This is a genomic window from Kitasatospora kazusensis, assembly GCF_039529945.1.
In the GTDB taxonomy this organism is placed as follows: Bacteria; Actinomycetota; Actinomycetes; order Streptomycetales; family Streptomycetaceae; genus Kitasatospora; species Kitasatospora kazusensis.
Genome location: NZ_BAAANT010000005.1, coordinates 35,545 through 55,879, shown reverse-complemented (window position 1 = coordinate 55,879; position 20,335 = coordinate 35,545). Strand labels below are relative to the sequence as shown.

Genomic DNA, 20,335 nt, shown 5'->3' with positions numbered 1-20,335 from the left:
CAACGCGTGCCGGACGGGGGCCGGGTGGTCGCCGACGGTGGATTGTCAGTGACGGTGTGTAGCTTCGGCGGCATCGGGGTCCGGCTTCGGCGGGTGCTCCGTGAGTCCGTCTCCCGAAGGAGGGTCCATGGCGAAGAAGCACACCTCCGAGAGCCGTCCCACGCGTGGTTCCGGCTCCCTGCGTCCGCCCGGCTTCGGCCGCCGTGGCCGGTCCCGGGCGGCGCCGCCCCGGGAGCCGGTGGCGGTCGCGGTGGCGGCCGACGCCGCCGACTTCGCGGGGCTCGGCCGGCACGGGCTGTTCGGCGAGGCCGACTACCCGTCCTACCTGCGCCGGACGGAGGGCCGGCTGCGGGCGATGTACGGGCAGGGGCTGGACGTCCACCTGCGGGTCCTGGAGCCGGCCGACTTCGAGGAGTTCTGCGAGGAGCACCTGCTCGACCCGGCGGACCCGGTGGCCCGGGTCGCGTACGCCGCCGACCCGGAGCTCGCGGGGGAGCCGTTCCGCTACACCGGGCAGCGGCTGGCCGAGCTGCTGCCCGCCCTGCTGGCGGACCACCTCGCCCGGGTCCGGATCTCGATCGGCTGCGCGGCGCTGCTGGCGGCCGTCGGCTGGGAGGACCGGCCGGAGGAGCGGCTGGCCGCGGTGCTGGGCTACGTCTCCGAGGTGTGCCTCGCCCTCGCCGCCGGCGCGGGGGAGGGCTGTCACGGGGTCACGCTGCGCTCGGTCGGCCCGGCCGACGGGGAGGAGTTGGCGGCGTCCACCGACCTCTGTGTGGTCTCCGGCGAGCTGCCGGGCGGCGGGCGCGGGCTGGAGGCGCTCTGCGTCACGCTGGCGGCCGCCGTCGCCGGCTGCGGGTCGGGCGAGCTGCTGCTGCGCACCGACGGCCGGGTGCGCGGCTGGGCCCTGGTGGACGGCTGGCTGCGGCCGATGTCGGCGGCGGAGACCGAGGCGGTGCTGGCGGCCGTCCCGGCCGCCGAGCGGGGGTCGGCGGTGGCCCGGGCGGGCTTCCCGCTGCGGGTGGGGGAGTAGGCCCGCCGCGCGGCGCCGCCCACGGCGGCGCCCGTGCGCCCGCCCGGTGCAGCCGATGCCCCGGGCGGCGGTCAGGGCTGTTCATCGACCGGATGTTCGGGGAAGATCAACAGTCGGGGAGCGTGGTCGTTGCGGCCGCGCCCCCGGCGAAGGGCCGCAGTACGGTCCGCGCCCCAGCACACCGCACGCCTTGACGGCCGGACACCGGAGGGGGACGAATGAGCCGCATCGAGTACAGCGCGGAGATCGTCGAGCTGCTCGGCCGCGTGCGCCGCCGTCCCACCGCCGGGTGGCCCTGGCGTCCCGGCGAGCCGGTCCCCGGCGGCCTGCCCGTCAAGCAGTCCTGGGGGTGGCTGTTCGTCCCGGACGGCCGGGTGCTGACGCTGGTGAACCCCAAGGACGGCGTGGTCAGCCTGCCGGGCGGCTCGCTGGAGCCGGAGGACGACGGTGACCCCGGCGCGGCCCTGGCCCGTGAGGCGGCCGAGGAGGCGCAGGCGCTGATCGGCCCGCCGCACTACCTCGGCTATCTCTACGACCGGGTCGGCTCCGCGAACGGCGGGCACGAGTGTGCCCGGGTCCGGATGTCGGCCGCGCTGCGCGGCGTCGGCCCGACCGCCCCGGACCCGGCCTCGGGCCGTCACTACCGGCGGCTGCTGGTCGCCCCCGGGCTCGCGGTCGAACTGCTCGGCTGGGGTACGACCGGGCTGCGGCAGGCGCGGGCGGCCGTCGCCGCCGCCGTCGTGGAGCTCGGTGTGCCGGCTGCCGCGAACGAGACGATCGAGGAGCTGCCGTCCGCCGGGACGACCTTCTCGCGGTGACCGAACCCGCGATGACAACACGCTTGTCAGACAAGCGACTTGACACACTTTGGGCCTGACGGTGCCGCAGCGCGCGCACTTCGCAACAACTTTGGCATGGGCACTATCGCGGCAAGCTACTGCCTGGTACAAAAATGTGACCAGCGTCACTCCATGGAGGTGCCCGTGCGTTCAGCCCGTGTCGTGTCCGCCGCCAGCCTGGCCGTTCTGCTCTCGCTGTCCACCGTCGCCGCCGCGACCGCCGCGCACGCCGCGACGGTCAGTTACGCCGCCCTGGGGGACTCGTACTCCTCCGGTGTCGGAGCCGGCAACTACACCAGTGAGAGCGGCAGTTGCAAGCGGAGCTACAACTCCTACCCCTACCTGTGGAAGAGCGCCCACGCGCCGTCGGCCTTCGTCGACGCCGCCTGTTCGGGCGCCGTCACCGGGGATGTGCTGAACAGCCAGATCTCCGTGCTCAACTCCTCCACCACGCTGGTGAGCATCACCATCGGCGGGAACGACGCCGGGTTCGCCAGCACCATGGAGACCTGCGTGCTGAGCTCCGACAGCTCCTGCATCAGCGCCGTCAACACCGCCGAGGCGTACGCCAACAACACGCTGCCCGGCCAGCTGGACCAGGTCTACTCGGCGATCCACGGCAAGGCCCCCAACGCCCACGTGGTGGTGCTCGGTTACCCGCACCTCTACCAGGTCCCCGGCACCTGCTGGTTCGGCATCAGTGACACCAAGCGGAACGCGATCAACGGTGCCGCCGACACCATCGACGGAGTGATCGCCAAGAGAGCCGCCAACGCGGGCATCACCTACCAGGACGTCCGCAGCCAGTTCAGCGGCCACGAGATCTGCGGCAGCAGCTCCGTGTGGCTGAACAGCACCACCCTGCCCATCGACGAGAGCTACCACCCCAACGCCTCCGGCCAGGCGGGCGGCTACCTGCCCGTCTTCTCCGCCGGAGTCTGACGCCCCACCGTCGGAATGCGTCGGCCGCACCCCGCGCGGGGTGCGGCCGACGTGTTGTGCGCAGGGGTCAGCAGGGGCCGTCGTCGGCCCAGACGCCCCACTGGCCGCTCGCGCTCGGGTTCTCGTTCAGGGTCCACCACTTGGCGTGCCACCGGTGGCCGGCGTAGGAGACGGTGTTGCCCGCCGTGTAGACCTTGGTGCTGTCCCACGCCGCGGCCGTGCAGGTGCCGGAGGAGGGCGTCGCCGAAATGGTGGAGGTCGGCGAGGAGGAGGTCGGCGGGGTGCTGGGCGGGGTGGCTCCGGCGAACCTGACCGTGTACTTGGTGAAGTCCCAGTCGCCCTGCGCCACGCTGGAGCAGGAGCCGGAGAGCCCCGGGTCCACCGCGCCGGTGCACTGCCGGTCCCGGTTGACGGACCAGAAGGTGTAGCGGGCCAGGCCGTGGGCCGTGGCGAAGTCCAGCACGGTCTGGAAGTCGGCCTGCCGGAAGTACTCGGCGGAGTCGGTGCGGCCGTTCATCATCGAAACACCCTCGTGGGCGTAGGCGGTGGCCTCGCTCCAGCCGAAGGTGGACTGGAGCAGGGAGTTGAACTTCACCAGCGCGTCGGTCTGCGCGGCCCCGCTCGCGAAGCCGCCGTCGAACGGCATGATCGAGTAGTTGTTCGGCGTGAAGCCCTGCGACTTCGCCTCGTTCAGCATCTGCTGGCCGAACCAGCCGGTGCCCGACGTGGTGCCCGCCGTGGTGATCGAGACATACAGGCCGGGGTTGTTCTGCTGGAGCAGCCGGGCCGCGCCGATCTCGTTGTGGATGGCGGCGGTGTTCTCGTACTCCGGCTCCTCCAGGTCGAAGTCCACCGCCTTCAACTGGTACTTGTCGACGGCCTTCTGGTACGCGGCGGCGGTCGCCTCCGGGGTGCCGCAGGTCTGGCCGAGCTTGGTGCCGCCGTAGCCGCCGAACGAGACCGAGACGTCGCCGCCCTTGGCTCGGATGGTCTGGATCACGGCGGGCATGGTGGTGTCGGTGCTGATCGCCGAGGTGCCGCCCCAGGCGGGCTGGCAGCTGCCGCCGTCCAGGATGAAGGCCAGCTGGAAGGCCTTCTGGCCGGTGGCGTCCATGACGGCGGCCGCGTCCGGCGGGTTGTTGTCCTCGGGCATCAGGTAGGGGGCGCTGGCGTACCAGTTGCTGCCGAGCGCGGCGGTGGTGGCCGCCGAGGCGCTGTCACCGAGCGCCAGCGCGGTGAGGCCGCCGGCCAGCAGGCCGAGGCCGAGCAGCGCGGCGACCGGGCCCCGGGCGCGGGCGCGGGCGCGCGGGCGGGGCCGGCCGGGAGCGGGCGGGGTGAGGCGGGCACGTTCCATGACGGGTCTCCTGGTGTGGGGGCGCGGCCGCCCGGCTGGGGGGCCGGACGGCTACGGTGGGAGAGCGGGGTCGGTGCGGGTGGCCGGTCAGTGCAGGTAGTCGGTCAGCCCGGCGGGCTTGAGGCCGGCCGCCTGGGCGGCGGCCAGTGCGCGGGGCAGGTCGGTGGCCAGGGTGTCGGTGAAGTGCATCAGGACCACGTCGCCGGGCTGGAGGGCGCCGCCCCGGTAGATGTTCGACTGGCCCCAGCTGAAGTCGGCCGTGGCGGTGAGCACCGTCCGCATGCCGCAGTCGGCGGCGGCCTGCAGGGTGTCGGCGTTCCAGGTGAAGGACGGCGGCCGGAAGATCGTCGGGGCGGTGCCGTACAGCCGGAGGTCGGTGTCCCGGGCGCTGCAGATCTCGGCCTGCTGCTCGGCGAGCGAGAGTGTGGTCAGATCCCGGTGCGAGACGCTGTGGTCCTGGATCGAGGAGCCGGGCACCGCCGTGACGCGCTTGAAGTAGTCCGGGTCGAAGCCGGACGGCATCGGCAACGGGAAGGCGGTGATCGGCAGGTGGTGGTCGGCGATGAACTGCTCCGCCTCCGGGGTCCGGTACCAGCCGTCGTCGATGGTGAAGAAGACCACCTTGTCGGTGGTCGGCACGTTCCAGGTGGGGTTCGCCGGGTCCGGCGCGGGGCCGCTCAGCTGGACGTCGTCGGCGCTGAACGCCCCCTGGCCGTACCAGCCGTGGAGGTAGAGGTGGACGGAGGTGCTGTCCGTCCCGGTGGTGAAGCTGGTGGTCAGCTGCTGCCAGCCGCCGCCGGTGTTCGCCGCCCAGGCCGGCGGCACGTCGTGCCCGGTGCCGGTGGCACCGAGGAACACGTACGAGCCGCGCACCCAGGCGGACAGCGTGTACGTGGTGGACGGGCGCACCGAGACGGTCTGGCCGCACTCGCCGGTGCTGTTCGCGCCGGCGGGCGTGACCGAGAGGGCCGAACTCCCGCTGTGCGCATCGGAACTGACGCTGGCCTCGCCGGTCGCGCAGTTCCAGCCGGGGATCGAACCCCAGTCGCCCAGCGGCAGGGTGGGGATCTCGAAGCCGGGGTTGGTGGCTAGGTTGAACGGTGCGGCGTCCGCGTGGGCGGCGGGCGCCGCGACGCCGAGGGCCGCGAGGGCCGCGGTGGCGGCGCAGGCGGCCAGCCGGCGCAGGGAAGTGGACCTGGACACGAAGCAACTCCATGGTGGGGGAAGGCTGGAGTGCTCCCTGAGGGAGGGGAGGAGTCGGCCCGCCGCACGCAGGCCGAGCCACACAATGGACTGGACCAACCGGGCCAGTCAAGAGGCCGGGGCAGCTGTGCAGTTCACCCGCCGTGCACCGTCCGGGCGTGCGGAACGGTTACGCGGCTCGCCGGCCTCGTCGCGGGTGTCAGGGCGACTGCGGTTGCCGCAGTCCCTGGAGCAGCAGGTCGATCAGCCGGCGGGGGTCGTAGCGGGGGTCGCTGTCGCGCCCGATACAGAGGTTGCCGATGCCGCGCATCAGCTCGAAGGCGTGGGTGCCGGGCCTGATCTCGCCGGCGTCGACCGCGGCGTCCAGCAGCTGCGAGCAGACGGGCACCAGGCGGTCGAGGAAGTAGGAGTGCAGCGCGTCGAAGCCACTGTCCGCCTGGAGGGTGTTGGCGAGTCCGTGCTTGGTGACCAGGAAGTCGACGAAGAGGTCGACCCATTGGCGGAGGGCTGCGAGGGGTGATCCGGTCTCGGCCAGCAGGGCCGGGCCGGCCTCGGCGCAGGCCTCGACCTGGTGCCGGTAGACGGCGACGGCGAGGTCCGCCCGGGTGGGGAAGTGGCGGTAGACCGTCCCGACGCCGACGCCCGCTCTGGCCGCGATCTCGCGGATCGGCGCATCGATGCCGGAGGCGGCGAACACCTCGGCGGCGGCGGCGAGCAGCGTCTGCTGGTTCCGTACCGCGTCGGACCGCCTGCTCCGGGTCGGCGTCTTCTCGGGCTGGCCTGCGCTGGACACCACGTTCTCCGTCCGGACGGTGGTTGACTAAACGGAACGCTGTTCCGTATCGTATCTGGAACAAGGTTCCGCTTCGAGTCTAGCCGAAGCGGCCCTCCCGTCCGCCTCACCCCGCCGCCCGCCGAGCCAGCTCGGCAGCAGAGCCGCGGGAACGGAAAGGCACCTCATGACTGCATCGACCCACCCGGCTCACACCGCCGGCGAGCCCACTCCCGTCCTCTCGGTCGGCCCGGTGGTCCTGCCCACACCCGGCCGCGCCGTGGACCTGCACCTGCGGGTCTCCGCCCCGGTGACCGGGGACGACCTGCCGGTCCTCCTCCTCTCGCACGGCCAGGGCCCCTCGAACAACCTCTCCTCACTGAACGGCTACGCCCCGCTCGCCGACTACTGGGCGGCGCACGGCTTCGTCGTCATCCAGCCCACCCACCTGAGCTCCAGGACGCTGCGCCTGGCCCCCGACACCCCTGGGGCGCCGCTGTACTGGCGGTCGCGGGCCGAGGACATGACGCGCGTCCTCGACCGCCTCGACGAGATCGAGAAGGCCGTCCCGCAGCTCCGCGGACGCCTCGACCGGAGCAGGGTGGCCGTGGCGGGGCACTCGATGGGCGGGCACACCGCGAGCCTGCTGCTGGGCGCCCGGCTCACCGACCCGGACAGCGGCGCGGAGGTGGACCTGTCCGAGCCCCGGATCAAGGCGGGCGTGCTGCTCGCCGCACCCGGCCGCGGGGGTGACGCCCTCGTCGGGGCCGTCGCCGAGAACTACCCGTTCTTCTCGACCACGGACTTCAGCCGGATGGCGACGCCCACGCTCGTGGTCGCCGGCGACAACGACCACTCCGTCCATCTGACGGTCCGCGGTGCGGCCTGGCACGTCGACCCGTACCTGCTCTCCCCGGGCCGCAAGTCCCTGCTCACGCTGTTCGGCGGGGAGCACGGCCTCGGCGGGGTCTCCGGATACGACGTCGCCGAGACCACGGACGAGAACCCCGAGCGGGTCGCCGCCGTCCAGCGGCTCACCTCGGCCTACCTCCGCAGCGAGCTCTACCCCGGGGATCCCGCCTGGCGCACGGCGTGCGAACTGCTCGCGGCCGGACCCGACCCGCTCGGCCAGGTCGAGTCCAAGTAACCCCGGCCCCGCCACCCGGCGCCGCGTGGCCGCCGGGGGTCAGGTCGCGTACAGCTCCGCGATGTCGTCCGCGTACAGGTCGATGATCGCCTGGCGGCGGAGCTTCAGCGACGGGGTGAGGAGCCCCTGTTCGAGGCTGAACTCCCGTGGCAGCAGGCGGAACGCACGGATCGACTCGGCCCGGGAGACGGTGGTGTTGGCCGCGGCCACCGCCCGTTGGATCTCGGTGTGCAGCTCCGCGTCCGCCAACGCCGTCCAGGGGTCGAGCTGTTCGCGTCCCCGGGCCTTCAGCCAGTGCGCCAGGGCCTGGGCGTCCAGGGTGATCAGGGCCGCCACGTACGGGCGGTCGTCCCCGACCGCCAGGCACTGGGCGACCAGCGGATGCGCCCGGACCCGGTCCTCCAGCGCCGCCGGGGCCAGGTTCTTGCCGCTGCTGGTGACGATCAGCTCCTTCTTGCGGCCGGTGATGGTGAGATAGCCGTCCTCGTCCAGGCTGCCGAGGTCGCCGGTGGCGAACCAGCCGTCGTACCGGTCGTCCCCGGCCTCGTGCGGGTCGTTGAGGTAGCCGGTGAAGACCGTGGCGCCGCGCACCCAGACCTCGCCGTCGTCGCCGATCGCCACCGTGGCGCCGGGGACGGGCCGGCCGACCGTGCCGAACTTGGGCTTGCCGGGCGGATTGGCGGTCACGGCGGCGGTGGTCTCGGTCAGCCCGTACCCCTCGTACACCGTCATCCCCGCGCCGGCGAAGAACAGGCCGAGTTCGCGGCTGAGGGAGGAGCCGCCGCACATCACGTTCCGCACCCGGCCGCCGAACACGGCGCGCAGCCGCTGGTAGACCATCCGGTCGTACGCGCGGTGCCGCAGGCGCAGCGCGGGCCCGGGCCCCGGCCCGCGGCCGAGGGCGCGCTGCTCGCGGGCGGCCGCCCACTCCACGGCCGTCTCGGCGGCCTGGGCGAAGAGTTCGCCGCGTCCGGCCTCCTCGGCGGCCTCCCGGGCGCGCTGGTGGATCTTCTCGAAGATGTACGGCACCACGTGCAGAAAGGTGGGCCGGTACGAGGCCATCGCGGGCAGCAGCGAGTCGGTGGAGAGCTGCCCGTGGTGGCCGAGCCGGATGCCGCCGCGCACCGAGGCGACCTGCACGACCCGCCCGTACACGTGGGCCAGCGGCAGGAACACCATCGTGGCGGGCGCCACCGGCCCGCTGTCCCGGAACACCGACCCCCAGCCCGCGAGCAGGGCGTCCGCCTCGGCCGCGAAGTTCCCGTGGGTGAGCAGGCAGCCCTTGGGGCGGCCGGTGGTGCCGGAGGTGTAGATGACGGTGGCGACCGAGTCGGGGGAGACGCCCAGGCGCTGGCGGTGCACCAGGCTGTCGGGTACGCCGTGGCCGTCCTCGGTGAGGGTGGCCACGGCGCCGCGGTCGAGCTGCCAGATCCCGGTCAGGTCGGGGAGGGCGTCGCAGACGGCGCCGACCGTCATCGCGTGGTCCTCGTGCTCGACCACGCAGGCGATGGCCTGGGTCTCGGCCAGGATCCAGCGGACCTGCTCGGCGGCGGCGGTCGGATAGACCGGAACGGGGATCGCGCCGATCGACCAGAGCGCGTAGTCGAAGAGGGTCCACTCGTACCTGGTGCCCGACATCACCGCGACCCGGTCGCCGTAGCGGATCCCCCGGACGAGCAGGCCCTTGGCCAACGCCATGACCTCGTCACGGAACTGAACGGCCGTCACATCCAGCCACCGGTCACCCCGGCGCCGGGAGAACTGGACGAGCGCCGGGCTGCGTTCGGCGGTGTCGTACACCGAGTCGGCCAGGCCGCCGACCGCCGGGGCGGGCAGGGCGGGGCTGCTGGACTCGCGCACACGGCCCCCGATCCTCGTGTCCCGGGCCGTCGCCCACGTCGCCGACCACACCGCCGACCGGTCCGGGCGAGGGCCGGGCGGAAGGGTTGCTGCGAAGCTACCGGATCACCGGGGCGCTGCCCAGGGCTGCCGGTGCGTTCGGCCGGATCGGCACGTGCCAAGTCCGCGGGTGCCGTCGGCCGGGGAGGGGGCATTGTGCGCATTCCGGGTAGGAGATCACAATTACGACAGTGGTCTCGGAAGATGCCCGGAACAATGCGTTCGACCCTTCGAACGAGTGGTCAGGGAGTAGTAAGCTCGCGCAGATCCACCGGCCGGGCCGTCACGGCCCCGGCCGGTTCCGGCTGCCCAGGGCAGCGCCCCACGACCGCACCCCCGTCCGCGCCTGGCCCTTCCCCACCGAGGACTCCATGCGTCTGCGCAGCCGCTCGATCCGCGCGAAGATCATCGCGCTGCTCATGGTGCCCATCGTCGCGCTCACCGGCCTGTGGATCTACGCCACCCTGGTGACCACCGGCGACGTCTGGACCCAACTGGACGTCAGTGCGGCCTTCCGCACCTTCGGTACCCCTACCGACCAGTACGCCCGGGATCTCCAGGACGAGCGCCGCGCCGCCGTCCTGCGGCTCGCCGACGACACCTCCCAGCCCGCCAAGGACACCTACCGGCAGGCCCAGACGGTGACCGACCGCGACCTCCAGCTGCTGCGCTACCAGTCGACCGGCCCGGACGCCGGCAAACTGGACGGGAGCCAGAAGACCAGGCTGCAGGCCATCCTGAGCGCGGCCGACCAGCTGACGGCGCTGCGCGGCCAGGTCAACCGGGAGGCCAACAGCTGGGGCTACGTGGTCGGGCAGTACGCCGACCTGATCGAGCCCGTCTTCGGCTTCCGGTCCTCCTTCGTCAGCCGGCAGAGCGGCCAGGTGCCGCGCCAGGGCACCATCCTGATCGAGCTGATGCGGGCCCGCGAGTACCTCTCGCAGGAGGACGCCGCGATCGAGGGTCTGCGGGCCACCTCCACGCCCGACGACCGGATGGTGCAGGCGGCGCTGGACGGGCTGCACAACCAGCGCGCGCTGTTCGGCATCTACCTCAGCGAGCTCGACCCGCAGGACCAGACCGACTACCGGGACCTCCAGATCGGCAGCAACTGGACCTACCTGGCCAACGACGAGGCGTTCTTCGACTCCTCCTCCGACCGGGCCGGGGCCGCCCGCAACCCGTCGCTGAGCAGCTACCACGACCTGGCCGGCGCGGCGCTCGGCGACCTCGCCGACCTGAACACCCGGCTCGGCGACACCATCGCGGCCCGCGCCACGGCCTACACCGACAACGCGCTGGTGCGCGGCGGCGTGGCCGGACTGGTCGGGCTGGTCGGGGTGGTGCTCTCGATCGTGGTCTCCTACCGGATCGGCCGGGGCCTGGCCCGCGAGCTGATCGGGCTGCGCAACGCCGCACAGGAGATCTCCGGCACCCGGCTGCCCGCGATGATGCTCCGGCTGCGCCGGGGCGAGGCGGTGGACGTCGAGGCCGAGTCGCTCGCCCTGGACTTCGGCGCGGCCGAGATCGGGCAGGTCGGCCGCGCCTTCAACGAGGTGCAGCGGACGGCCTTCCAGGCGGCGGTCGAGCAGGCCGAGCTGCGCCGCGGCGTGTCGGCGGTCTTCGTCAACCTCGCCCGCCGCAGCCAGGTGCTGCTGCACCGCCAGCTGACCCTGCTCGACACCATGGAGCGGCGCACCGAGGACCCGGGCGAGCTGGAGGACCTGTTCCGCCTCGACCACCTCACCACCCGGATGCGGCGGCACGCCGAGGGCCTGATCATCCTCTCCGGCGGCTCGCCGGGCCGGGCCTGGCGCAAGCCGGTCCGGATGGTCGACGTCGTCCGCGCGGCCGTCGGCGAGGTCGAGGACTACGCCCGGGTGATCGTCCGGCCGTTCCCCGGCACCGGGCTGCTGGGCAGTGCGGTCGCCGACGTGACCCACCTGATCGCCGAACTGGTCGAGAACGCCGCCGTCTACTCCCCGCCGCAGACCCAGGTCACCGTGCAGGGCGAGGTGGTCGCGCACGGCTTCTGTCTGGAGATCGACGACCGGGGCCTCGGGCTGAGCGAGCCGGCGCTCGCCGAGATCAACCAGCGGCTCTCGGTGGAGCAGGAGTTCGACCTCGCCGACACCGACCGACTGGGGCTCTTCGTGGTCAGCCGGCTCGCCCGCCGGCACGGCATCCGGGTGCACCTGCGGCCCTCGCCGTACGGCGGCACGGCGGCAGTGGTGCTGATCCCGCGCGAACTGCTCGCCGAGGCCGTCGAACAGGGCGGCGACGCCCCGGCGCCGCCCGCGCCGACGGCGGCCCCCAAGCCCCCGGCGCGGCGCGGCCAGCGCGAGCTGGCCTCCGTTCCGGCGCTCGCCGAGGACGGCGGGCACCGGCGCAGCGCCGGGGCGCCCGTCACGGGTGACGAGCCGGTGCGTTCCGTGCCGCGCCCGGTCGGCGGACCGCGCCCGGCGGTCGCCGAGCCCGCCCGTACACCGGGCGGCCTGCCGCGCCGCCGCGCCGCCTCCGGCGGCACCGGGCGCCACCGCCGGGCGGGCGAGGATCCGGTCGAGAGCGCCGGTGACGCCCCGTCGAACCCGGCGCACGCCGCTCCGCCGGTGGCGGGCGGACTGCTGCCCCGCCGGGTACGGCAGGCCAGCCTCGCGCCCCAGCTCAAGCCGGGCACCACGGCGGAGCCGGCCGAGGCCGGCCGGGAGCGCTCGCCGGAGGAGGCCAGGTCGACCTTCTCCTCCTTCCAGCGCGGCTACAAGCGCGGCCGGGGCGACCGGTTGCAGCCCGCCTCGCTCACCGTCGTCCCGGACGTCCCCGGGCCCGCCCCGGCGGCGCCCGAGCCGCCCCGGCCCCGGGCCGCGCTGATGTCGGCCCCGGTGCCGCAGGCGCTGGCCGCGGCCCCGGCCCAGCCCGCACTGCCGTTGGCACCACCGGTACGCCCTGTACCGCCGACCCCACCCGTACCAAAAGCTCAGCCTGTTTCAGCGGAAGGAACCGAATCATGACCGCAACGACCCAGCCGTCCGGAGACCTCAACTGGCTCCTGGACGACCTGGTGGGACGCGTCGCGGCCCTGAGGCACGCGGTGATCCTGTCCAGCGACGGGCTGGCCACCGGCACCTCCGGCGGGCTCGCCCGCGAGGACGCCGAACACCTGGCGGCGGTGGCGGCCGGCTTCCACAGCCTCGCCAAGGGCACCGGACGGCACTTCCAGGTCGGCGGGGTCAGACAGACGATGGTCGAGCTGGACGAGGCCTTCCTCTTCATCACCGCCGCCGGGGACGGCAGCTGCCTCGCGGTGCTCAGCGAGGCCGAGTCGGACGTGGGCCAGATCGCCTACGAGATGGCACTGCTGGTCAAGCGGGTCGGCGAGCACCTGTCCGCCGAGCCGCGCGCCTAGGGCGTGTCCGGTCCGGTCCAGTCCACAGCGCCGCGGGGGAGATGAGTGAGGCGATGAGTACCGAGGAAGCCGAGACCGAACCGGCCCGGGACGGCCTGCCGGGGCCCGACCTGTTCGCGCCGCGCACCCCGGTCGACGACCGGTGGTTCGACGACGACGCGGGCCCCGTGGTGCGCCTGTTCTCGATGACGCGCGGCCGGGCCAGGGCGTCCGACGACGGCCTCTTCGACCTGATCTCGCTGATCACCGCCGCCGAGCCGGACGATCCCGGTGCTTCCGGTGCTTCCGGCGCTTCCGGTGTTTCCGGCGCGGAGGGCGCGGCGCCCGTCCTGGACCCCGAGCACCACGCCATCCTGGCGCTCTGCCGGCACGAGCCGCTGAGCGTCGCCGAGCTGGGCTCGTACACCGACCTGCCGGTCAGCGTGGTGCGGGTCCTGCTCGGGGACCTGCACGACGCCGAGCTGATCGACGTCGCCCGACCCGTTCCGTTCGCCCAGCTACCGGACGAGCGCCTGCTGCGAGACGTGATCAATGGCCTCCGTGCACTCTGACGCCCCGCCCGCACCCGCACCCTCCTCATCCGCCCCCTCCTCGCCCTGGAGCGCGACCGCGCTCAAGATCCTGGTGGCCGGCGGCTTCGGCGTCGGCAAGACCACCCTGGTCGGCGCGGTCAGCGAGATCCGGCCGCTGCGCACCGAGGAGCAACTGAGCGAGCTCGGGCGCCCGGTGGACGACGTCTCGGGCGTGGAGGCCAAGCGCACCACGACCGTGGCGATGGACTTCGGCCGGATCGACCTCCGGCCCGGCCTCGCGCTCTACCTGTTCGGCACCCCGGGCCAGGACCGGTTCTGGTTCGTCTGGGACGAGCTGGCCCGGGGAGCGCTCGGCGCCCTGGTGCTGGCCGACACCCGGCGGCTGGCGGACTGCTTCCCCTCGGTGGACTTCTTCGAGCAGCGCGGCATCCCGTTCGTCGTCGCGGTGAACTGCTTCGAGGGCACCGAGGTCTTCGCCCCCGACGACGTCCGGGCGGCGCTGGACCTCGACCAGGCGGTTCCGGTGCTGCTCTGCGACGCCCGCCGCCGCGAGGACGGCAAGGAGCTGCTGATCCGGTTGGTCGAGCACGCGGCGGCCACCCGGAGAGGGGCGCACCGGCGTTGAACGAGGGCAGGTGACACAACACGCCGTTCATCTGGTTCAATGAGCGCATGAACATCGTCGCGGACAGTGCCCAGGGTCGTTTCGACCTTGAGCCTTTCTGGCCGTCCCGACAGCCGCACCTCTTCGACCAGACGTGTCCGGGTTCGCCCAGCGCGTCCCGGCTCTCCGCCCACTGACCCGAGGTCAGTCCCGGCAGCTCGGCCCGGTCGACGCGCAGACGAACTCCCACGTCCTCACGCGCGAAAGAGCGGCACCATGTCTTCCTCCACGGCCATCCTCACCCTGCCCTCCGCGACCCCGCACCTGCGTGCGGTCCGGTCCCTTCCCCCGATCTCCGCCACCTCGCCCGCCACCGAGCGCCGACACCCGGCCAGGCAGCCGGCCGGCCACCCCCAGCCCACTCCGGCGGAGCTGTTCACCTCGCTGCCCGCAGGCGCCACCGTCGTCGCCACCCTGCCCCAATCGGCCATCCCCCAGGGGCTGTTGGCGCAGTACGGCGCCCAGCTCGGCGAAGCAGCCGCCGGCCGCCCGGTGATCGGCTACCTGGTGCTGGTCCCGACCGAGGCACCCACGACCGCAGCCGGGCCCGTACTCGCACCCGCAGCCGGTTCCGTGCCCGCGCCCCGTCCCGCCGGCCGCCCCGCGCACCCGGCCGCCCGGGGCATCAGCATCGACCTGGACCGGCGGAACGCCTGGGTGGACGGCGAGTTGCTCGACCTCACCTACCTGGAGTTCGAGCTGCTCGCCCACCTCACCGAGCACCCGCAGCGCGTACACACCCGCGACCACCTGGTCTCCGCCGTCTGGGGCTACGGCCACGTCGGCGACGGCCGCACCGTGGACGTCCACGTGGCCCGACTGCGCCGCAAGCTCGGCCACGCCTACCGGAACACCATCGTGACCGTCCGCCGAGTCGGCTACAAGTACGCCCCCGCAGCCGACCGTTAGCCCCAAACTGGGTGCACTCCTTTGGGGGCGCGAGGAACTGCGCGAAATCGGAAGAAAGCCCCGCCGCACCCTTCCGCCAAAACGCCACCCCCTCGCGCCCCTCTTGGCGTACAGCGGTGAACTCCTCTGGGGGCGCGAGGAACTGCGCGAATCCGGAAGAAGCGTTGCCGCGCCTTCCGCCAAAGCGCACCCCCTCGCGCCCCCCAACAAGCCCCCCGCGTCTCAGCTGCTCAGCCGGTCGATCTCCGCGAGCTCCCCGTCCGTCAGCGCGGCGCCGCGCAAAGCGTCCAGGTTCTGGTCGAGCTGCGCGACGCTGCTCGCGCCGATGATGACCGAGACGACCCGGGGGTCGCGCAGCACCCAGCAGAGCGCCAGCTGCGCGAGGCTCTGGCCGCGCTGCTCGGCGACCCCGGCGAGCGCCCGCAGCTGCTCCAGCTTGGCGCCGGTGAGCGCCTCCTCCTTCAGGAAGTGCCCCACCGACATCCGCGACCCGGCGGGGACCTCGCCGCTGAGGTAGCGGTCCGTCAACAGGCCCTGTGCCAGCGGGGAGTAGGCGATCAGGCTGGTCTGCGTCTCGCCGACGGCGTCCAGCACGCCGTCCTGCTCGACCGACCGCTCCAGCAGGGAGTACCGGGCCTGGTTCATCAGTACCGGCGTGCCCAGCTCGCGCAGGATCGCCACGGCCTCCCGGTGCTGCGCGGCGGGGTAGTTGGAGATGCCCGCGTACAGGGCCTTGCCCGAGCGGACGGCCGAGTCCAGGGCGCCCATGGTCTCTTCCAGCGGGGTGTCCGGGTCGAAGCGGTGCGAGTAGAAGACGTCGACGTACTCCAGGCCCATCCGGTCCAGCGACTGGTCCAGGCTGGCCAGCAGGTACTTGCGCGAGCCGCCGTCGCCGTACGGGCCCGGCCACATGTCCCAGCCGGCCTTGCTGGCGATGAACATCTCGTCCCGGTACGGGCGGAAGTCCTGGGCGAACAGGGTGCCGAAGTTCCGCTCGGCACTGCCGTACGGCGGGCCGTAGTTGTTGGCCAGGTCGAAGTGGGTGACGCCCCGGTCGAAGGCCCGGCGCAGCACCGCGCGCTGCACCTCCAGCGGCTGGGTGTCACCGAAGTTGTGCCACAGGCCGAGCGAGACGGCGGGCAGCTGTACGCCGCTGCGGCCGGCCCGACGGTAGGTCATGGAGGAGTAGCGGTCATCGGCCGCGAGGTACGTCATGCCGGTCATCCTGCCAGCTCACCGCCCGGGTCGGGGGGCGGCGACCCGGCGGACGCGGACGCGTACGCTGGTCGCAGGGACGGGCGGACGGCGGAGAGGAGCGGCCCCGATGACCACGCACCCCGACATCACGGGCCGGGCGGACCTGGAGCCGCTGCTGCGCGGCTTCTACCTGGCCGCGTTCGCCGACCCGCTGATCGGCCCGTACTTCACCGAGATCGCCGGGCTCGACCTCGAAGCCCACCTTCCGCACATCACCGACTTCTGGGAGCGCGCGCTGCTCGGCACCGGTTCCTACCGGCGCGACGCCTTCGCCCCGCACGCCGGCCTGCACGGACAGCGGCCCATGACCGCCGCGCACTTCGGGCGCTGGGTCCAGCTCTGGCGGGCGGCCGTGGACGGCCGGTACGCCGGTCCGACCGCCGACCGCGCCAAGGAGCAGGGCGAGCGGATCGCGCTGGCGCTGCTGCGGCGCACCTCCGGTGGGGACACCGGCGGCGGTGACGGCGGGTTCGTCCCGCTCGCCGCCGTCCTGCTGCGCGGCTGACCCGTCCTCCGCGCGGCTGACGCGGTCACCGCGTAGCCGAACCACCCTGCGCCCGAACGGCCTTGCCCGGCCCGTGGCCGCCGCAGGACCCGATCCCGGTCTGGCACGGCAGCGCGACCAGTGAGCAGTCCACCGACCTGGCAGCCTGCTTCGGCGACCCGCTGTTCTCTGCCAACAGCTTCCACCCGCTGGAGAAGTACCGGGCGCTGGTCGGCAGCCCGCAGCAGGTGATCGAGAAGATCCACCGCTACCACGAGGCCTTCGGCAACGAGGTGGTGGGCATCGGTGTGGACAGCCTCACCGAGTCCGTCCAGCACGAGCAGTTGGAACTCTTCGCCACTGAGGTCGCCCCGGCGGTCCGCCGCGCCCTCGGGTGACCATGTCCCTGCTGGCGCGCTGTACGTACCAGTAGGTACACTGGCCGCCGTGACGACCCAGGACAGGCTGATCGAGACCACCCGTGAGCTTCTCTGGGAGCGGGGTTACGTGGGCACCAGCCCCAAGGCGATCCAGCAGCGTGCCGGGGTCGGCCAGGGCAGCATGTACCACCACTTCACCGGCAAGCCCGACCTCGCCGCCACGGCCCTGCGCCGCACCGCCGAGCAGCTGCGCGCCGGGGCCGGGCAACTGCTGGCCGGCCCCGGCACGGCGTACCGGCGGATCGAGGCGTACCTGCTGGCCGAGCGCGACGTGCTGCGCGGCTGCCCGATCGGCGGGATGACCCAGGACCCGGAGGTGGTGGCCGACCCGGCGCTGCGCGGGCCCGTCCAGGAGACCTTCGCCTGGCTCGGCGGGCGGCTGGCCGCGGTCGTCGCCGAGGGTCAGGCCGCCGGTGAGTTCACGGCGGACGCCGACCCGGCCGACCTCGCGGCGGCCGTCGCCGCGATCGTCCAGGGCGGCTACGCGCTGGCCCGCGCCGCCGGCTCGCCGGAGCCGTTCCACCAGGCCGTCCGGGGCGCGCTGGCCCTGCTCCGGGCCCGGTAGCGCCCGGGCCCGGCACGGGGGGAAGGGCCGCCCGGCGGCACTGCGACAGCACCCGGTGGTACCCGACGACGACAGGGGAGTCGCCATGCAGGCGATGCAGTACGAGATCACTCTGCCCGCCGACTACGACATGCGGATCATCCGGCACCGGGTGGCCACCAGGGGCCACCTGCTCGACGACTTCCCGGGTCTCGGGTTCAAGGCCTACCTGATCCGCGAACACGGGACGGCCGGCTCGCCGGTCAACCAGTACGCGCCGTTCTACCTCTGGCGCACCGCCGAGGGGATGGCGGACTTCCTCCAGGGCCCCGGGTTCGCGGGCCTGAGCGCGGACTTCGGGCGTCCGCAGGTGCGGCACTGGCTGGGCACCGGCCACCACCCCGGCCCGGACGGCGACTCGGCCCGGGGCCTGACGCCCCGCACCGCCACCCGCCGTACCGAGGCCCTCCCCGAGGGTGCCGACCCCGCCGCGGCCACCGCCCGCGCGCTGGCCGAGCTCGCCGGCCGCCCGGGGCTCCACTCGGCCGCCGTCGCACTCGACCCTGACCGCTGGGAGCTGCTGCGCTTCGCCCTCTGGCACGACACCGCGCCGGACGACCACCGGGACACCCGCTACGAGGTGCTCCACCTCTCCCGCCCGGGCCACCCGGCCGGGTAGGCCCCGGCCGTCGGGGTGCTGCGGGTGCTGAGGGTGCTGCTGACGGTACGGGCGCTGCGGGCGGTACGGACGGCTAGGACGTCGTGAACGTGGTCAGCGGCGGATCGGCCTCGTTGGGCCGGAAGCCGGTGCCGTCGCAGGTGCGGCAGATCTCCTCCCGCAGGAGGGTCTTGTTGCCGACGGCGTCCACGCTGTAGCGCTTGTACATGCCGGTGCCGTCGCAGAGCCCGCAGTTGCCGTGCGAGTCGACCGTACGCGTTCCGATGCCGCCGCACAGCGTGCACTGGAGGCCGCCCTTGAGGGCGCCCTGCAGTCCGCCGAGGCGTCCCGTGCCGGCGCAGATCTGGCACACCACCGTACTCATGATCATCTCCTCCGCCGGTCCCGCGGCGCCGCCGTTGCTGCCACCGGTACCGCTGCTTCCGCTGCGCTGCCGCGAGTGCCGCCGCGAGTCGCCGCCGCACATCAGCCCACCATAGCCGCGCGGGTGTCGACCCCGTCAGGGGATCTCCTGTGCGTACCTTCGTACGCATCTTCGTGCGGCCGTCCCGGCCGTCCCGGCCGCCGCCGGGGCGCCGGGAGGGGCATGCTGGTGGGTGAGGGCCACACCTTCGAGCGCCACCGGAGTTGATCATGAGCGGTAGATCCCCCGCAGGAGTGGTGGTCGGGGTGGACGGTTCACCGCACGCCGCGACGGCCGCCGACTGGGCCGCCCGCGAGGCCGAGCGACGGGACTGCGCACTGCACCTGGTGCACGCGGTCAACACCGGCACCGTCACGCTCTCGCCCCGGGCCGGCGCCGCCGTCACCGACCTGATCCTGAGCAACGCGCAGGCCGTGCTGGACGAGGCCCTCGGCAAGCTGCACGCCGCCCACCCGACCGTGCGCCTGACCGGGGATGTCGTCCCCCGCGAGGCGGCGGCGGCCGTGCTCACCGCCGCCGAGCACGCCGAACTGGCCGTCGTCGGCACCCGGGGCCACGGCGGCTTCGCCGCCCTGCTGCTCGGCTCGGTCAGCCTGCGGGTCATCGCACACGCGGTCTGCCCGGCGGTGGTGGTGCGGCCCGCCCCGGAGGCGGCCGACCACATCCTGGTCGCGATCCGCGACGAGCGGGACGACGTCATCCTGCGGTTCGCTCTGCGCGAGGCCGAGCTGCTCGGCCTGCCGGTGCACGCCGTTCACACCTGGTCCACGGTGGCGGCCGGCCTCGGCCACATGGCGCCGATGACGGACGAACGCGGGGAGGAGGCCGTCCTGCACGAGCAGTTGCTCGGCCGCGTGGTCGACGCCGTCCAGCCGGAGTTCCCCGATGTCACGCTCCACGCCCGGCAGCTCACCGGCTCCGCGGCGGCGGTCCTGGTCGAGGAGTCGCGCAAGGCCGCCCTGTTGGTGATGGCCCGCCACGAGACCACCCAGCACTTCGGCCTGCGCCTGGGCACCGCCGTCCACGCGGTGCTGCACCACGCGCACTGCCCGGTGGCGGTGATACCGCTCTGACCGGTGGCCGGGCCACCCGCTAGGCGGCCGGGCCGCCGGCCTGCCAGAGCCGCAGGCCCGCCGTCAGTTCCCGGATGCAGCGGGCCGCCAGGTCGCCGGCCCGGTCGGCCGGGGCGCCGGAGGCGGCCCAAGTCTCCATGGCCACCCGCATGCCGGTGTTGGCGGCCGCCGCCGCGAGCCGGACCTCCAGCGGGTCGGCGCCGGGGCCGGCCAGGGCGGCCAGTACGGGGGCCAGGGCCAGCTCCGAGTCGTGGTGCACCCGGTGCCAGACGGCCAGCAGGTCGGGGTCGTGCCGGGTCACCAGCAGGAGCCCGCGCACCCAGTCGAGCGCCAGGGCGGGCTGGTCCGGCACCGGGCCGAGGGCGATCCGGGCCGAGCGCTCCAGTGCCGCCGGCCCGGGCAGGCCGGGCGGGCCGCTCGCCAGTTCGGCGATCCAGTGCCGGACGCCTGCGGACAGCAGCGGCGCGACGGCGTCCTCCTTGGTGCGGAAGTACCGGTAGAAGGTCCGCAGCGAGACGCCGGCGGCGCGGGCGATGTCCTCGGCGGTGGTGCCGCCGGGGTCTTCGCCCCTGCCGTCGCCGCCGTCGCCGCTGCCGTGTTCGGCGAAGAGTTTCGCGGCGGCGAGGGCGATCTCCTGCTGGGTGGCGGCCTTGCGGCGCTCGGTCAGCGACGGGCGCTGGGTGGTCTCGGACACACCGGAAGTCTAGTGGCAGGGCGGCGCCGTGTGCGTATGTGGCAC

General features: G+C 73.6%; 21 protein-coding genes. 14 read left to right on the top strand and 7 right to left on the bottom strand.

The window, feature by feature from the left end:
* The first annotated feature begins 127 nt into the window (after positions 1-127).
* The 3 genes from ABD330_RS06335 to ABD330_RS06325 all read left to right on the top strand — a co-directional run bounded on the left by ABD330_RS06335 (position 128) and on the right by ABD330_RS06325 (position 2,811).
* A complete protein-coding gene (locus ABD330_RS06335; protein ID WP_344461653.1) occupies positions 128-1,030 on the top strand; it encodes a hypothetical protein in 903 nt (300 codons plus the stop codon).
* 218 nt (positions 1,031-1,248) lie between these two features.
* Positions 1,249-1,848 carry an NUDIX domain-containing protein gene (locus tag ABD330_RS06330; RefSeq protein WP_344461651.1) on the top strand — a complete coding sequence of 200 codons (600 nt, stop codon included), beginning with the start codon at positions 1,249-1,251 and terminating at the stop codon, positions 1,846-1,848.
* Positions 1,849-2,013: 165 nt separating this feature from the next.
* On the top strand, positions 2,014-2,811 hold the full coding sequence (locus ABD330_RS06325) for an SGNH/GDSL hydrolase family protein (RefSeq protein WP_344461649.1): 798 nt from the start codon (positions 2,014-2,016) through the stop codon (positions 2,809-2,811).
* Positions 2,812-2,878: 67 nt separating this feature from the next.
* On the opposite strand, the gene ABD330_RS06320 is transcribed toward ABD330_RS06325, so the two are convergent.
* The 3 genes from ABD330_RS06320 to ABD330_RS06310 all read right to left on the bottom strand — a co-directional run bounded on the left by ABD330_RS06320 (position 2,879) and on the right by ABD330_RS06310 (position 6,164).
* Positions 2,879-4,165 (bottom strand): carbohydrate-binding protein, encoded by a 1,287-nt coding sequence (locus ABD330_RS06320; RefSeq protein WP_344461647.1) that lies wholly within the window; start codon positions 4,163-4,165, stop codon positions 2,879-2,881.
* An 87-nt stretch (positions 4,166-4,252) separates the two neighbouring features.
* Entirely contained in the window at positions 4,253-5,368 is a 1,116-nt protein-coding gene (locus tag ABD330_RS06315) for a polysaccharide deacetylase family protein (protein WP_344461645.1), read from the bottom strand.
* A 199-nt stretch (positions 5,369-5,567) separates the two neighbouring features.
* Complete coding sequence (locus ABD330_RS06310) at positions 5,568-6,164, bottom strand: TetR/AcrR family transcriptional regulator (RefSeq protein WP_425555458.1); 597 nt, start codon at positions 6,162-6,164, stop codon at positions 5,568-5,570.
* 163 nt (positions 6,165-6,327) lie between these two features.
* Here ABD330_RS06310 and ABD330_RS06305 point away from each other — a divergent pair, with 163 nt between their 5' ends.
* Positions 6,328-7,287 carry an alpha/beta hydrolase family protein gene (locus ABD330_RS06305; protein WP_344461641.1) on the top strand — a complete coding sequence of 320 codons (960 nt, stop codon included), beginning with the start codon at positions 6,328-6,330 and terminating at the stop codon, positions 7,285-7,287.
* A 39-nt stretch (positions 7,288-7,326) separates the two neighbouring features.
* On the opposite strand, the gene ABD330_RS06300 is transcribed toward ABD330_RS06305, so the two are convergent.
* Entirely contained in the window at positions 7,327-9,147 is a 1,821-nt protein-coding gene (locus ABD330_RS06300; protein ID WP_344461639.1) for an AMP-dependent synthetase/ligase, read from the bottom strand.
* A 410-nt stretch (positions 9,148-9,557) separates the two neighbouring features.
* Between ABD330_RS06300 and ABD330_RS06295 the strand changes: the two genes are divergently transcribed.
* From ABD330_RS06295 to ABD330_RS06275, 5 genes are all read left to right on the top strand, one after another.
* Positions 9,558-12,194, top strand: coding sequence for a nitrate- and nitrite sensing domain-containing protein (locus ABD330_RS06295; protein WP_344461637.1), 2,637 nt, complete (start codon positions 9,558-9,560; stop codon positions 12,192-12,194).
* Complete coding sequence (locus ABD330_RS06290) at positions 12,191-12,589, top strand: roadblock/LC7 domain-containing protein (RefSeq protein ID WP_344461635.1); 399 nt, start codon at positions 12,191-12,193, stop codon at positions 12,587-12,589. The genes ABD330_RS06295 and ABD330_RS06290 overlap by 4 nt, the downstream gene beginning before the upstream one ends.
* 53 nt (positions 12,590-12,642) lie before the next feature.
* Positions 12,643-13,140 carry a DUF742 domain-containing protein gene (locus ABD330_RS06285; RefSeq protein ID WP_425555457.1) on the top strand — a complete coding sequence of 166 codons (498 nt, stop codon included), beginning with the start codon at positions 12,643-12,645 and terminating at the stop codon, positions 13,138-13,140.
* The gene (locus tag ABD330_RS06280; RefSeq protein WP_344461633.1) at positions 13,121-13,747 is read left to right on the top strand and encodes a GTP-binding protein; all 627 of its coding nucleotides are present in this window, start codon (positions 13,121-13,123) and stop codon (positions 13,745-13,747) included. Before ABD330_RS06285 ends, ABD330_RS06280 begins: the two co-directional genes overlap by 20 nt.
* 255 nt (positions 13,748-14,002) lie before the next feature.
* Positions 14,003-14,695 (top strand): winged helix-turn-helix domain-containing protein, encoded by a 693-nt coding sequence (locus ABD330_RS06275; protein ID WP_344461631.1) that lies wholly within the window; start codon positions 14,003-14,005, stop codon positions 14,693-14,695.
* 222 nt (positions 14,696-14,917) lie between these two features.
* Here the strand turns inward: ABD330_RS06275 and ABD330_RS06270 are convergent, their stop codons facing one another.
* A complete protein-coding gene (locus ABD330_RS06270; protein WP_344461629.1) occupies positions 14,918-15,910 on the bottom strand; it encodes an aldo/keto reductase in 993 nt (330 codons plus the stop codon).
* Between the two features lie 109 nt (positions 15,911-16,019).
* Here ABD330_RS06270 and ABD330_RS06265 point away from each other — a divergent pair, with 109 nt between their 5' ends.
* The 4 genes from ABD330_RS06265 (at position 16,020) to ABD330_RS06250 (ending at position 18,099) form a co-directional block, all read left to right on the top strand.
* The gene (locus ABD330_RS06265; RefSeq protein WP_344461627.1) at positions 16,020-16,457 is read left to right on the top strand and encodes a group III truncated hemoglobin; all 438 of its coding nucleotides are present in this window, start codon (positions 16,020-16,022) and stop codon (positions 16,455-16,457) included.
* Between the two features lie 62 nt (positions 16,458-16,519).
* On the top strand, positions 16,520-16,834 hold the full coding sequence (locus ABD330_RS06260) for a hypothetical protein (protein WP_344461625.1): 315 nt from the start codon (positions 16,520-16,522) through the stop codon (positions 16,832-16,834).
* Positions 16,835-16,883: 49 nt separating this feature from the next.
* Positions 16,884-17,441, top strand: a complete 558-nt coding sequence (locus ABD330_RS06255) for a TetR/AcrR family transcriptional regulator (protein WP_344461623.1) — start codon at positions 16,884-16,886, stop codon at positions 17,439-17,441.
* Positions 17,442-17,526: 85 nt separating this feature from the next.
* The gene (locus ABD330_RS06250) at positions 17,527-18,099 is read left to right on the top strand and encodes a DUF4865 family protein (protein ID WP_344461621.1); all 573 of its coding nucleotides are present in this window, start codon (positions 17,527-17,529) and stop codon (positions 18,097-18,099) included.
* Between the two features lie 73 nt (positions 18,100-18,172).
* On the opposite strand, the gene ABD330_RS06245 is transcribed toward ABD330_RS06250, so the two are convergent.
* A complete protein-coding gene (locus tag ABD330_RS06245; RefSeq protein WP_344461619.1) occupies positions 18,173-18,463 on the bottom strand; it encodes a hypothetical protein in 291 nt (96 codons plus the stop codon).
* Positions 18,464-18,732: 269 nt separating this feature from the next.
* Here ABD330_RS06245 and ABD330_RS06240 point away from each other — a divergent pair, with 269 nt between their 5' ends.
* On the top strand, positions 18,733-19,596 hold the full coding sequence (locus ABD330_RS06240; protein ID WP_344461617.1) for a universal stress protein: 864 nt from the start codon (positions 18,733-18,735) through the stop codon (positions 19,594-19,596).
* A 19-nt stretch (positions 19,597-19,615) separates the two neighbouring features.
* Here ABD330_RS06240 and ABD330_RS06235 read toward each other — a convergent pair whose 3' ends face one another.
* Positions 19,616-20,290, bottom strand: a complete 675-nt coding sequence (locus ABD330_RS06235) for a TetR family transcriptional regulator (RefSeq protein WP_344461615.1) — start codon at positions 20,288-20,290, stop codon at positions 19,616-19,618.
* Positions 20,291-20,335: the final 45 nt, after the last annotated feature.